Origin of the sequence: Flavobacterium sp., assembly GCF_004295795.1 — a bacterium.
GTDB lineage: Bacteria > Bacteroidota > Bacteroidia > Flavobacteriales > Flavobacteriaceae > Flavobacterium.
Map to the genome: position 1 here is coordinate 81,825 of NZ_SEBR01000004.1, position 13,543 is coordinate 95,367.

Annotated in this window: 16 protein-coding genes; 13 read left to right on the forward strand and 3 right to left on the reverse strand. The window is 47.3% G+C overall.

The window, feature by feature from the left end; translation table 11 throughout:
* The first annotated feature begins 26 nt into the window (after positions 1-26).
* From EOO49_RS03785 to EOO49_RS03800, 4 genes are all read left to right on the forward strand, one after another.
* Positions 27-197 (forward strand): hypothetical protein, encoded by a 171-nt coding sequence (locus tag EOO49_RS03785; RefSeq protein ID WP_290842874.1) that lies wholly within the window; start codon positions 27-29, stop codon positions 195-197.
* Between the two features lie 152 nt (positions 198-349).
* A complete protein-coding gene (locus EOO49_RS03790; RefSeq protein ID WP_290842876.1) occupies positions 350-592 on the forward strand; it encodes a hypothetical protein in 243 nt (80 codons plus the stop codon).
* Positions 593-776: 184 nt separating this feature from the next.
* Positions 777-938, forward strand: a complete 162-nt coding sequence (locus EOO49_RS03795; RefSeq protein WP_290842878.1) for a hypothetical protein — start codon at positions 777-779, stop codon at positions 936-938.
* Positions 939-950: 12 nt separating this feature from the next.
* Complete coding sequence (locus tag EOO49_RS03800; RefSeq protein ID WP_290842880.1) at positions 951-1,235, forward strand: hypothetical protein; 285 nt, start codon at positions 951-953, stop codon at positions 1,233-1,235.
* Positions 1,236-1,474: 239 nt separating this feature from the next.
* Here the strand turns inward: EOO49_RS03800 and EOO49_RS03805 are convergent, their stop codons facing one another.
* The 3 genes from EOO49_RS03805 to EOO49_RS03815 form a co-directional block, all read right to left on the reverse strand.
* Positions 1,475-2,938 (reverse strand): glycoside hydrolase family 130 protein, encoded by a 1,464-nt coding sequence (locus EOO49_RS03805; RefSeq protein WP_290842881.1) that lies wholly within the window; start codon positions 2,936-2,938, stop codon positions 1,475-1,477.
* A 367-nt stretch (positions 2,939-3,305) separates the two neighbouring features.
* Positions 3,306-4,457, reverse strand: a complete 1,152-nt coding sequence (locus tag EOO49_RS03810; protein WP_290842882.1) for a methionine aminotransferase — start codon at positions 4,455-4,457, stop codon at positions 3,306-3,308.
* 340 nt (positions 4,458-4,797) lie between these two features.
* A complete protein-coding gene (locus tag EOO49_RS03815; RefSeq protein ID WP_290842883.1) occupies positions 4,798-6,774 on the reverse strand; it encodes a dehydrogenase E1 component subunit alpha/beta in 1,977 nt (658 codons plus the stop codon).
* Between the two features lie 181 nt (positions 6,775-6,955).
* On the opposite strand from EOO49_RS03815, the gene EOO49_RS03820 reads away from it, so the two are divergent.
* The 9 genes from EOO49_RS03820 to EOO49_RS03860 all read left to right on the forward strand — a co-directional run bounded on the left by EOO49_RS03820 (position 6,956) and on the right by EOO49_RS03860 (position 13,542).
* The gene (locus tag EOO49_RS03820; RefSeq protein WP_290842884.1) at positions 6,956-7,909 is read left to right on the forward strand and encodes a 2-oxoglutarate and iron-dependent oxygenase domain-containing protein; all 954 of its coding nucleotides are present in this window, start codon (positions 6,956-6,958) and stop codon (positions 7,907-7,909) included.
* A 130-nt stretch (positions 7,910-8,039) separates the two neighbouring features.
* On the forward strand, positions 8,040-8,390 hold the full coding sequence (locus EOO49_RS03825; RefSeq protein ID WP_290842886.1) for a translation initiation factor: 351 nt from the start codon (positions 8,040-8,042) through the stop codon (positions 8,388-8,390).
* Positions 8,387-8,509 carry a hypothetical protein gene (locus EOO49_RS03830; protein ID WP_290842888.1) on the forward strand — a complete coding sequence of 41 codons (123 nt, stop codon included), beginning with the start codon at positions 8,387-8,389 and terminating at the stop codon, positions 8,507-8,509. Before EOO49_RS03825 ends, EOO49_RS03830 begins: the two co-directional genes overlap by 4 nt.
* A gap of 19 nt (positions 8,510-8,528) precedes the next feature.
* The gene (locus EOO49_RS03835; RefSeq protein WP_290842889.1) at positions 8,529-9,401 is read left to right on the forward strand and encodes a nucleoside phosphorylase; all 873 of its coding nucleotides are present in this window, start codon (positions 8,529-8,531) and stop codon (positions 9,399-9,401) included.
* 56 nt (positions 9,402-9,457) lie between these two features.
* The gene (locus tag EOO49_RS19300; protein ID WP_366927233.1) at positions 9,458-9,850 is read left to right on the forward strand and encodes a DinB family protein; all 393 of its coding nucleotides are present in this window, start codon (positions 9,458-9,460) and stop codon (positions 9,848-9,850) included.
* Positions 9,851-10,213: 363 nt separating this feature from the next.
* Positions 10,214-11,059 (forward strand): substrate-binding domain-containing protein, encoded by an 846-nt coding sequence (locus tag EOO49_RS03845; RefSeq protein ID WP_290842893.1) that lies wholly within the window; start codon positions 10,214-10,216, stop codon positions 11,057-11,059.
* 18 nt (positions 11,060-11,077) lie between these two features.
* Positions 11,078-12,010 carry a transglutaminase gene (locus EOO49_RS03850; protein WP_290842895.1) on the forward strand — a complete coding sequence of 311 codons (933 nt, stop codon included), beginning with the start codon at positions 11,078-11,080 and terminating at the stop codon, positions 12,008-12,010.
* Positions 12,011-12,323: 313 nt separating this feature from the next.
* The gene (locus tag EOO49_RS03855; protein WP_290842897.1) at positions 12,324-12,905 is read left to right on the forward strand and encodes a hypothetical protein; all 582 of its coding nucleotides are present in this window, start codon (positions 12,324-12,326) and stop codon (positions 12,903-12,905) included.
* A gap of 13 nt (positions 12,906-12,918) precedes the next feature.
* Positions 12,919-13,542, forward strand: coding sequence for a hypothetical protein (locus EOO49_RS03860; RefSeq protein WP_290842899.1), 624 nt, complete (start codon positions 12,919-12,921; stop codon positions 13,540-13,542).
* Position 13,543 lies beyond the last annotated feature (1 nt).

The window sequence follows — 13,543 nt, forward strand, 5'->3', positions numbered from 1 at the left end:
AAACAACAACACTAAAACGCTCTACTATGGAAACGAATACTTCTTTCGACATCAATTACAATGCAAACGAGGACTTTGACAACATCATCCGAATCAACAACCACGATGAGGACAACGACGAACAGGACTACGACCTCGATTACGATCCGAATGAGATGTATTTCGCTCTGTTGAACGATAACGACAACAATTACTAAAAAGCAACAACGCGAAAAAAGTCGATCTGAAAAGGTCGGCTTTTTTTGTGGCCTTTCGCCAAAGTGAAATGGTGAAACGTTTGAGGGAAAATCCATAACGCCTACCTTATCCTGAGATGTTAATTTTATCAGACAACTAAAAACCACACATTATGGCAACTGTAAACAAAGGCGGTCAAGCACGCCACGACGGACAGAAAAACTACGATCATTCCAATCAGAGAAATTCGGACAACATCCGTAATGCGACGCGAAAGCACGACTACAAAGAGCACGAGGAAACGTTGACCAATGACGAAAACTACGATGCGAAAGGCCGATTGACGGTCGATGGCGAATTCGACGACAAGAAGCAGAACGTCGATCCGCACGCGAACGACCACGGCATGGAGTAACTCCGAGACTTACTGACTAACTAACCAATAAATAAAACACCATGAACGGATTTTTCAAGACCATCATCGCCGGATTCACGGCCAAAAAACTAGGAGGCGGCTGCTTCGGCATGATCATCGTATTTATAATCGTGTATTGGCTTTTGGGCAAATTCTGATGGCTTCGTACCAAAAAACAACAACTATGGAAAAGCGAAATGACCACAAACACGATTCGGAACTGGATTCTGACGTGAACACGGAAGGTTTTACAAAGCCGAAAGGCGAATCACAGACGATTCAGGAAGATCCAAAGACAGATCCGAACGACACCGACAAACCTTCTTTCGAGAAAAGCGACAACTAAAACCCGAAAGCCATGAAACCTGAAGAAGATAAAAATCGCAAAATCGACGATCCGGAATTGAACCAGGACGCGTCGACTTACAACAAAGATGAGAGTTTTGAGGAAACCGACGATTTCCACAAATACGACGACACCGAACAAAGCAACGTCGAACCCAACGACGCGATCTCGAAAAGCAATGAGGCGATGAACGCCAATTCGAAAAACCACGTTCCTACTTTCACGCGTTCTTATGACAAGAATGCTTCGGACGAAGTGGATAAGGCCGGGAAGTTTGACGGAGACATCGCTGTTTGACATACGAATAAATGGTAGACGCTTTCCGCATCTGACGAAATCAATAACCAAAATAGAAATCACGAAAAAACCCCGGGATAGTACCTCGGGGTTTTTTATTTGATTTGAGTGCCGGAGTGATAGAGATTGCCGGATCTAATGCTGCGGAAATCTTGTCGGTTGCAAAACTGCAACTTCCACTGCTACTGCTACCGCTACTGCTACTGCCACTGCCACTTCCACTTCCACTGCCACTAAACTCACCCGCCTTTAACCAAACGATCCAAAAGCAAATTGAGGTTAACGGTCGCGAAACCAGAGCTGTGATCGCTCAATCCGTATGGAATTATCAGATCGCCGTTGTGTACGATCGATCCGCAGGAATACACCACATTCGGAACATAACCTTCGCGTTCGTCAGGATTCGGCATGATCAACGGTTCTTTGAGACGGCCGATTTCCTTTTCCGGATTGTTGATATCGAGCAACGACGCTCCGATGCAATAACGGCGCATTGGGCCGACAGCGTGTGTGATCACGAGCCAGCCGTGTGGCGTTTCTATCGGCGATCCGCAATTTCCTATCTGTACCAATTCCCAGGTATATTCAGGCGATTGGATTTTAACCGGATCGTCCCAGATGTTGATATTGTCGGAGTACATCAGATAATTGTTCCAACCGTCGATTCTGGACAGCATCGCGAATTTCCCGTTGATTTTTCTTGGAAACAACGCAAGATTCTTGTTTTTGGCGCCTTCGCCGTTCAAGGGCGAGGTCTTGAAATCGTAGAAATCCGTGGTCTGCAACAATTTCGGCATGATGTGCGCTCCGTCGTAAGCCGTGTAAGTCGCATAATAGATCGATTGTCCGTTTTCCTTTACGAACCTTACGAAACGCGCGTCCTCGATTCCCTTGCTTTCAAAGTCCGAAATCGGGAAAATGACGCGGTCGCTGATGTCGGTATCTCTTGAGAAACTGATTTTTCGGTACGAATCGGACAACGCCAAAATCTGCTTGTACTGTGCGATTCTCTCGTCATTGTCGGTTTTTTCGCGTGCCGACAGAATGATTTTCTTGAGACTTTCGTAGTCGAATCGGTCTTCAAGTTTGGCGTCGACTTCGGCCAAAAACTCCGGATCGATCTCCGCTTCCTCGCCTTTTTTCAGGAAAAGCTTTTTCTGGTAGATCGTCTGGTGCATTTTCTCGGCTTCATCTATATAATTTCCGGCCGGAATGATCTGGATGTTGTTGTGTCTGTCGATCATCGCCCGACGAAAAACCACCGAGGAAATATGGCCTTCACCAACTGCCCGAAAACTGATAAGCAAGCGCTGTTGGCCTTCTTCCAGATGACTTTGGTCAGGGTCGATGATGATAGACGGATTGAAAAATGCCGCAGACTCTATCGAATACTCGTGCGTGAAATACGATCCGATAAGGTATTTCTGATAATCGCTCAACTGACTGTAGTCGTAGCCCGCTTTTTCGATATAGGGCTTGACTTTCTCGCAGTGTTTCGAAAGCTTTTTGGTGATGTTCCTGTGGCGTTTCGAAAAATCCTGCAAAAGCGGCAAAATCACCGCGCTTACGGTTTCGGCATTCAGGGCGAGGATTTTCTTGAGCAGCGAAACCGCCCGTTCTTCTCCGTTAAAAAAATAGCGCGCGATCACGCGTCTCGGGTCAGGGTAGACTTTGACGTCTTTTCTTTCTACCGAAATTCTCATAGTCGTGGTTTAGAGGTTTACCCTAAGTTACGGCTTTTGGGTTTGCAAAGTGTGAAAGGAGTGCTAAAGTGGCCGATTATTCAGGTAAGGCCGATGCGTCAGGATTTTGTTTTGGGCGCGTCGCCGGCCGTTCTTTTGTTGCACTTTCAGTGTAAGACCTTGTATCTGTTTCGATTGAAGCCAAATAAGCCGGCGTCGGGCTAAAGGCACTCGCTTTTTGAAAGCTGCCCGCATTCAAAAGAGCTCAGACAAAGCCTTTATCCCTAGCGCAACCCAGATTTCCAATTCGCGAATCATCGGAATAATAGCTTCGAAATTCATTTTGGCTTTATCGGTTCGGGCATTTCAGCAATTCCGATCCAGAAATTTATAGTTTGGAAAGCCGTCTCAATCGGTTGGCGGCTTCCAACAATGTCTCGTCCTTTTTCGCGAAACAGATCCGGATCAATTTATCGTCGTGCAAATCGGAATAAAGTCGGGAAACCGGAATGGCTGCGACGCCGAATTCCTTTATCAGCCTTACGCAAAAATCGAAATCGTTCTCATCGGAAACATCCGAGTAATCGAAAAGCAGGAAGTAACCGCCTTCGCACTTCAAGGGCTTGAGTTCGGTGTCGCCCAAGGCTTCGAGGAACAAATCGCGTTTGCGCCCGAAAAACTTGGAAAGCTCCAAATGACTTTCGGACTTTTCCATGTACTTCGCGATAGCTTTCTGAAACGGATGGCTCGTGCAATATGTGACGTTTTGGTGTACTTTGCGCAATTCGTTCGTCAGCATTTCCGGAGCGATGCAATAGCCGACTTTCCAGCCCGTGACGTGATACGTTTTCCCGAACGAAAAAGCCGAAAAAGTGCGTTCGCGCAATTCGGGAAACTGCAACGGACTGACGTGTTTCCGTCCGTCGAAAGTCATGTATTCGTAGACTTCGTCGCACAGCAGCACGATGTTCGTGTCTTTCGTGATTGCGATCAAAGCTTGCATGTCGGCTTCGGAGAAAACCGTTCCAGTCGGATTGTTCGGTGTGCAAACACAAATCATTTTCGTCTTGTCCGATACCAATTTCCTGACCTCGTTCCAATCCACTGAAAAATCGGGTGCTTTCATCTTGTAAACGACAGCTTTTCCTCCCCCGATCTCAATCGCCGGACGGTAACAATCGTAGCAAGGTTCGATCAGGATCACTTCGTCTCCGGGCCAAACCGTCGCGGAAATCGCAGCAAATATCAGTTCGGTCGCTCCTGTTCCTATCGTGATTTCGGTTTCCCAATCCAGATGTAGATCGTAACGCAAATTCATTTTGTTGGCAATCTGTTGCCGAAGTACCGGCAAACCTGGCATCGGCGCGTATTGGTTCGTATTTTCCTTCAAGGCTTCATCGACCAATTTTACCAATTCGACATCGGGATCGAAATCGGGAAAACCTTGGGAAAGATTGACGGCATTGTGTTCGTTGGCAAGTGCCGTCATGTGTGAAAAGATGTGTCGGCCGAGATTCGGGAGTTTGGACTGGAGTTGCATTCTGGATTCTTTTCTGCAATTTCAATCTTTTTAGCCAAGGATTTAGGGAACGATCGAATTTTTTCCGGTGTCACTACCGTAAATTCCGTGTTGGTCAATGCGTTTTTTGGCAGACCAAAAATCCAGAAAACAAAAATAAAAATCACCCTGTCACTGTTTAAAAAGGTGACAGGGTTTATAACCCTGACAGGGTGTCGTCATTTGTAAGAAAATAACGTCAATAAAATCAAGCTGAAATTCCGTGAAAGGCTCACTTCTCGCGACAAAAAAAAGCCGCAGAAAAAATCCGCGGCAATTATATGGAGTTTATTTGTTGCGACAATTTTCGGTAATCCAAAAGTCAATAAGCAACCAAATCCTTCAGAGCTTCCTCAAATCGGCCGCGCGACAGATATTGGTCTTCCAAAGCTTTCGTAAAAGGAATCGGCGTATCCAAACTTGCCACTCGACGCACCGGACCGTCCAGATATTCGAAGCATTCTTCGGTGATCATCGCGGCAATATCGCTCGCAATCCCGCCAAACATGCTGTCTTCCTGTAAAATGATGACCTTGTTGGTTTTTTTGATCGACTTGTAAATCGTGTCTTTATCCAAAGGTTGGAGCGTTCTCAAATCGATAAGATCGGCTGAGATTTCAGGATTCTTGTCAAGCGTCTCAAGCGCCCAATGCACGGCGGCTCCAAAAGTCACGATCGTTACGTCCTGACCTTGTCTCAAAACCGCGGCCTGTCCGAGTGGCAAAGTGTAATAATCCGTCGGGACATCCTGATACACACTTCTGTACAAAAGCTTGTGCTCGAAGAACATGACAGGATTCGGATCGTTGATCGAAGCGTTCAAAAGTCCTTTCGCATCATAAGGAAACGCCGGATAAACAACCTTCAGGCCAGGCGTTTTCGTAAACCAGGCTTCGTTCGTCTGTGAATGGAATGGACCGGCCTGTGTTCCGCCGCCACAAGGCATCCGCACCACGACATCGGCATTTTCGCCCCATCGGTAATGCACTTTTGCGAGGTAATTCACGATTGGGTTGAAACCCGTCGACACGAAATCGGCGAACTGCATTTCCACGATCGACTTGTATCCGTTTATCGAAAGTCCCATTCCCGCCGAAACGACGGCACTTTCGCAAATCGGTGTGTTTTTTATGCGGTCTTTCCCGAAAAGGTCTACAAATCCATCGGTAATCTTGAACGCACCGCCATATTCGGCAATGTCCTGGCCCATGATCACGAGGTTTTCGTGTTTCTCGAACGACTGTCTTAAACTTTGGGAAATAGCGTCGACGAACCTGATATTTTCCGTCTCGGCGGATGGCTTCACGTCCTCGAACTCATAAGGAGCGTAAACATCGCCCATTTCTTCTTCGTAAGTCGCCTTGATTTCGGCTTCGGTGTTGGCGATCAGCAAATTTTCGTCGATTTCCTTTTTGATCTCGTCTCTCCATTGTTCGTCCTTGTCGGCGCGAAGGATGTTTTGCTTCAACAGGTAACGGCGGAAGTTGTCGACCGGATCTTTTTCGGCCCACAAATCCATCAATTCCTGAGGAACGTATTTGGTGCCACTCGCCTCTTCGTGCCCGCGCATGCGGAAAGTCTTGAACTCGATCAAAACCGGACGCGGGTTGACGCGCATCGATTCGACTATTTCTGAAAGCTCGTTATAGATTTCAAGGATGTTGTTCCCGTCGAGAATGTGCGCTTCCATTCCGTAACCGACGCCTTTATCCGCGAGGTTTTCGCAGCGATATTGCTCGTTTGTGGGAGTCGAAAGTCCGTAGCCGTTGTTCTCTATAATAAATAGGACAGGCAAATCCCAAACTGCGGCAATGTTCAGCGCCTCGTGGAAATCACCTTCGGATGTTGCGCCTTCGCCGGTAAAAACCGCCGTGACGTTTCCGTTTTTCTTGAGTTTGTTGGCCAATGCTATCCCGTCAGCCACGCCCAATTGCGGGCCGAGGTGCGAAATCATCCCGATGATCTTGTATTCCTGCGTCCCGAAGTGGAACGATCTGTCGCGGCCTTTGGTAAATCCCGATGCTTTTCCCTGCCATTGCGAAAACAACCTATATAAAGGAATGTCGCGTCCTGTGAAAACGCCAAGGTTGCGGTGCATCGGCAAAATGTATTCGTCTTTGCCGAGAACGGCCGTGATTCCGCACGATATCGCCTCTTGCCCGATTCCTGAAAACCACTTCGAAACCTTTCCCTGACGGATCAGGATAAGCATTTTCTCCTCGATAAGACGAGGTTTGAGCAAACGTTTGTAAAGGTCGAGCAGTTGGTCGTCTGTAAGATTGCGGCGTTCGAAATTCATCGGTTTTATGTCTGTTTTTGTAAAAACTCTGTCAAAAGTATGAAAATTTACCACTTTCGTAGGTTTGGATTGCGGATTTTTCGATGTTGATAAATTTAAATCCGACGAGCGTCAATATTTGTCTATTTTTGTGAAACCAGGCCTTTAGCGAGGTTTGGGTTATCAACAAAATTGTAAACCTATGCAGAACATTCCAAGTGTGGATTTACGTGATTTCCTTTCGGATGACCCGAAACGTAAACAAAAGTTTGTAAATGAAATCGGAAAAGCCTACGAAGACATCGGATTTGTAGCACTAAAAGGTCATTTTCTGGATGACAAACTCGTGGAGGAATTGTATTCGGAAGTACGCAACTTCTTCAATCTTCCCGTGGCAACCAAAAAAGAGTATGAAATTCCGGGAATCGGTGGCCAGCGCGGCTACGTTTCTTTCGGGAAAGAACACGCTAAAGGACGCTCTGCGGGCGATTTGAAAGAATTTTGGCACTTTGGGCAGTACGTTCAGGACAATCCGGCGCTTGAAGCCGAATATCCGGCGAATGTCGAGGTGAAAGAACTTCCACAGTTCAACACAGTCGGAAAAGAAGCCTACCAAATGCTGGAGAAAACCGGGATTTACGTGCTTCGCGCCTTGGCCATATATCTGGGATTGGACGAATTCTACTTCGACAATTACATCAGGAACGGAAACAGCATCCTGCGCCCGATCCATTATCCGCCAATCACGGATGAACCCGCTGACGGAGCCGTGCGCGCCGCAGCTCACGGGGACATCAACCTGATCACGCTGCTCATGGGCGCACAGGGAAAAGGACTTCAGGTGCAAAACCACGAAGGCGAGTGGATTGACGCGATCGCCGAACCGGACGAATTGGTCATAAACGTGGGCGATATGTTGTCGCGTCACACCAACAATAAACTCAAGTCGACGATTCACCAAGTGGTCAATCCGCCGCGTGAATTGTGGGGAACTTCGCGTTTCTCGATCCCGTTTTTCATGCATCCGATAAGCGAAATGAAACTCGACGTGCTCGAACACACAATCGACGAAAATCATCCGAAACAATACGACGACATTACAGCTGGTGAATTTTTGCACGAGCGGCTTGTGGAACTCGGGTTGATCAAGAAATAAATTTTATAATTTTACGGATGAAGGCATTGGGGTTTCCTGATGCCTTTTTATTTGGGAGCACAGATTGAAAGGATGAGATAGAGCTTGCGAGCATATTATCCGATAAATACGTGTTCCAAAAACGCAAATCATGCCAAAGAAACTAACATCCCTAAACGACCTCGGCGGATTCGTGTTCTCCACGAACAAAGAATTCGAATTCGACAGCAGCGAATCCTCAGGTGAAACGCCCGAACCTGGAAAACAAAGGCTCGAAGCCCATCTTGACAAGAAAAACCGGGGCGGAAAAGTTGCCACGGTCATCCTCGGTTTTCAGGGAAGCGACGACGATCTCAAAACATTGGGGAAAATGCTCAAGACCAAATGCGGCGTCGGCGGATCGGCCAAGGACGGCGAAATCATCATCCAGGGCAACTTTCGCGACAAGGTCATGGAGATTTTGAAGGCGGAAGGTTATGTTGTGAAACGGGTTGGTGGATGAAATTCCAAATCCCAAATTTCAATCCCGATGGCTATCGGGACAAATCCCAAAATGGAAATTCCAAATTCCAAATCCCAAATCCCAATTCCGTAGTTATCGGGACAAATTTCAAATCCTGACCTTCGACAATGACAAATTATGATCCGACAATCTGAACTTATACTGAATCCGGACGGAAGTGTTTACCACTTGAACCTGCGCCCGGAGCACATTGCGCCCGACATTATTTTTGTGGGCGACCAGAATCGCGTGGAGAAAATCACGCAATTTTTCGAAACCATCGAATTTTCGACGCAAAAACGCGAATTCAAAACCCAAACGGGAAGCTACAAGGGCAAAAGAATTTCGGTAATGTCAACCGGAATCGGACCTGACAACATCGATATCGTGCTGAACGAACTCGACGCTTTGGTCAATATCGATCTTGAAACGCGCCTGCCCAAAAAAGGATTGACTTCGTTGAACATCATCAGGATCGGGACTTCGGGGTCGCTCCAGGCCGATATTCCAACCGATAGTTTCGTGCTTTCGAAATTCGGGCTTGGTTTGGACAACATGCTCCGCTCCTATCAGATCGACGAGGTTTCGGACAAAGATCTCGAGGAAGCTTTCGTAAAACACACGAATTGGGATGCGAAAAAAGGCCGTCCTTACGTGACGCGCTGCTCGGAAAAACTCGAGGCAATGGTCGAAAGCGAGCACATGTTCAAAGGAATTACTGCGACCGCCGGAGGTTTCTATGCGCCGCAAGGGCGTGTTTTGCGACTGGCTTTGCAGGATTCGGAACTCAATTCGAAAATGGACAATTTCGAGTTTGAAGGAGCAAAAATCACGAATCTCGAGATGGAAACCGCAGCAATTTACGGACTGTCGGCTTTGCTTGGTCACAATGCCTTGTCGCTGAACGCCATCATCGCAAACCGCGCCAACGGAACTTTCAGCGCCGATCCTTACAAAGCCGTGGACGAACTCATCAAGTACACTCTGGACAAAATCGCAGCTGCCAAATGATGGAAAAGATTACCGTCAGTATCGAATCGCTTTTGAAACAAGGCACAGCCGTTTTCATGCATGCTTCGGAAGAGGAACTTTCTCTCAAAGCTTCGGCCGACAAATGGTCGAAACGCGAGATTTTGGGACATCTGATCGATTCGGCGGTGCACAATCTGGTCAGGTTCACCGAATGTCGTTATCAAGCGCAACCTTACAAGCACCGAATTTACGATCAGAACGAATTGGTAACAATCAACGACTATCAAAATCAGGAAACCGAAGATTTGTTGGTTTTATGGTTATCTTTAAACAAAAGGATCGCGGCTTTGATCGCAATTGTTTCCGAAAAGGATTTACAGATTCCGATTGTGTTTTCAGATGGAACGATTCAGGATTTGCGTTTTTTGATGACCGATTACGCCGATCATCTGGAACATCATATCAGGTCATTGGAACGTTCGCGTTAGGGATAGCAGTAGCAGTAGCAGTAGCAGTAGCAGTAGCAGTAGCAGTAGCAGTAGCAGTAGCAGTAGCAGTAGCAGTAGCAGTAGCAGTAGCAGTAGCAGTAGCAGTCGCAGTCGCAGTAGTAGCAGTTGCAGTTGCAGTAGTAGCAGTAGTAGCAGTAGCAGTAATGGTAGCAGTTTCGAAGCTTACCTGAAATCAATAAAGTAGGGCGACCATTATCAAATAGCAAGAAAGATTTGGTAAACTTGCGACGGAAGCGCGTCATTTTCGCGACGACCGGAAAATTACAGTCACAATTGCGGCTCAACACTGCCACTGCCGCTGCCACTGCAACTGCAACTTCTAATAACAATTTAAATAGAAACATGAACCTAAAAATATCCGGCGTTCCGGAACATTTCAATCTCCCATGGCATTTGTGCCTCGAAAACGGTTATTTCCAAAAAGCCGGACTCGAAGTCTCGTGGACGGATGTTCCGGAAGGCACGGGAAAACTTTGCCAGATGTTGCGCGAGGGCGAAACCGATGTGGCCGTGATCCTGACCGAGGGAATCATCAAGGACATTTTGGCGGGAAATCCGTCGAAGATCGTACAGATTTACGTGCAATCGCCTTTGATTTGGGGTGTTCACGTGGCCGCGAATTCTAAATTCGAATCGATTCCAGATCTTGAAAACAAGGTCGCGGCGATTTCGAGAAACGGGTCGGGTTCCCAACTCATGGCTTACGTGAATGCCGACAATCAGGGTTGGTCGAAGGCGAATTTGAGGTTCGAGACCGTGCACACGATCGACGGAGCGGTCGAAGCGCTGACAAAAGGTTCGGCCGATTATTTTATGTGGGAAAGGTTCATGACCAAACCGCTGGTCGACAAAGGGATTTTCCGTCGCATAGACGATTGCCCGACGCCTTGGCCTTGCTTTGTGATCGCGGTTCGCAGCGAGATTCTCGAGAACAATTCGGAAATCATCGAAACCTTGCTTTCTGTAATCAACCAAAAAACATCGGCTTTCAAACAAATTCCCGATATAGACGTCCTGCTCTCTCGGCGTTACCACCAAAAACAGGAAGATATCCAACAATGGCTGGCGCTCACGCAATGGTCGCAAGCGAACTTTTCTGAACCTGTGTTAAACAAAATTCAAAATCAATTGGCCGATTTAGGCATTATTGCCAAAAAGGGTACTTTTGCCGATATCGTGCACGGATAATTCCGGGCGAAACGTCCCATGGTCAAACTCAGCGAAATTCCATTCCGCAAAATCCGCGACAAGCTTACTGTAAAGAAGCCTTGGGACAGCATCATTATTTTTGTGCTGAATGTGCTAATCGCCGTTCCGGTTTTTATCGTGTGCCACCGGTATACGATCGATCCGGGTTGGCCGATCCATCTCGATAGAATCCTCATGTTCATTGGAATTTTGGTGGCTTTCCAGCTGATTTTGAGATTGCTCCGAAAGATTATCATTTTCGCGATTTTCCTGTATCTGGTATTTCTCGCCTGGGGAACGCTTTTTGGCCAATACGGGTTCGACGACGTTTACGAAGATTACCGTTACATGGTTTATGCGATGGACGACAGCCCGAATCCGCAGGATCTCATCATGTCGCGACTGCTTCCGTTTCCCAACAAATCAAAGATTATCAAAGCCGTTCAGTTCGACAATCCCCGCGTGCGCAATTTTTCGGTGGCCGCGACGACCAAATATTTCCGCGACACCAAAGGTTATGGCGATTATCGCACGTTGATCCAGTGTTTTGCCGTGTTCAAGGAAATCAACGGCCGATGGAATTATGTGAGCGACCCGAAAGGCCGCGAGTACATCGCATCAGCTTCGGAATCAGTGCGTTTGCTATCAGGCGATTGCGACGACCACTCGATCCTGATGGCGGCTTGCGTGAAATCGATTGGAGGAACGCCGCGTCTGATACACACCGGAGGACACATTTATCCCGAAATACTCATCGGAAACAAAAACGATCTGGAAACGATCAACTACTTGATAAAGAAGGTTTTGTTTGTCAAGGAAGCCAAGGACAAGACGATCCATTACCACATAGACGAGCGTGGACAAGTTTGGCTGAATCTCGATTATACGGCCAAATATCCCGGCGGACCTTTTATGCATGAGGAGATTTTGGGCGCTTTGACTTTGGAGTAGCGAAGTTTTTAACTTCGCGATTCGTGTGGCCGAGTCTGTGACTCGGAAAATTCATGCCTTAAGATATTCGCGAAATTTAATTGGAAGCAAAATCCGGCTATCCGCTACTAGCTTTTTTGAAAAAGACAGGTTTTCCAAGGGTTGCAACGAGCTTCCTTCGGTCGCTGTCGAACCCGGGAAAACCAAGGTCTTTTCCTGCAAAAGGCTAGCCGCTGCTATCCGGGCTAGTCGCGGTAACGACTCAGTCACTTTTCATTCAGGCACTTTCGCACGCACGCACTTTTTTCCTTACCTTCGCCCCAAATCCAAGCTCATGAAAAAGCTCCTGATCGCCTGCCTGCTAGTTTCGGGAATGGCGTTTGCCCAAGAAGCCGAGAACGAAAACAAAGCTCCGGTAGCCTCCAAAAAGAACGAATTCCGCGTTGACGTGCTTTCGCTCATCGCCTACGGAAAAGCCAATATTTCCTACGAACGTTTCGGACAGGGAAAATGGTCATACGGACTGACCGGGAGTTTTACGGTCGGCGACAAATTCGAGAAAGATTTTGACGAAGGGTTTCGCAGCACGCTTCCCAAATATGAGGTGATTCCTTACATCAGGTACAAAATGTCCAACAGCGACGCGCATTATTATTTCATCGAAGGATTCATTTCGGCCAACGGCGGAGATTTCCGTGAGATCGAAAGAGTCGTTGACGGCACGAACGCCTACTACAAAATCTCCAAAGAAGGTTATTTTTCAGTAGCTCCGGGCGCAAGTATCGGATACAAAGTCTATTTCGCGGACAGAGTCGCTCTTGAGTTCCTTGTCGGCGCCGGTTTCAACATACTGGATTCCGACAAAAGTCCAGATGTAATCTCGCGCATCGGCCTAAACCTCGGTTACAGATTCTAAAAAATTGCATCCCATGAAATCAATGATCAATATCATCAGTTCACTACGCTCGAGTAAAAAGTTTACTTATATCGCACTCGCATTTTCGTCATTGTTCATGGCCTCGTGCGACGACGAAGACGGATTTTACAACGAAAAATACGCCAACACGGGCGAGCTCGTCACGATAGACATCCAACCAACTTACGCGGTCGGGGATTTTCTGTACGTCGACGCTGATTTCGGACGATACCAGTCGGAAGAAGGTTTTCCACAGTTGCTTGACATTTATGAAACTACGAGCGGCGCTCCCGGATTCGTTTTTACCTATTTGATGGAGAAAGAATCTTCTCCCGGCATTTGGACACCTGTTTCGACAACCTTGCAGCAACTTCAGGTGAATTCGGGAACGGCCCAGGCCGGAAATTTTGTTTTGGGAACGGCTCTTTACAACGCTTCGGACGAGACTTACGAATACAATGTCGGTTATCCTTTGACTTCAGCTGGAAACTACAGACTGAGTTTTGGCGTGAACAGCGATTCGGCCAACAAGATCGAATTGCGTTCCAAGACACAAGGCAATAAACTGTTCCTGAACCTGATCTCGAGTACGACGCAATTGACCGGAGGCGGTTTTTACACGTTTACCGTCAACTGAT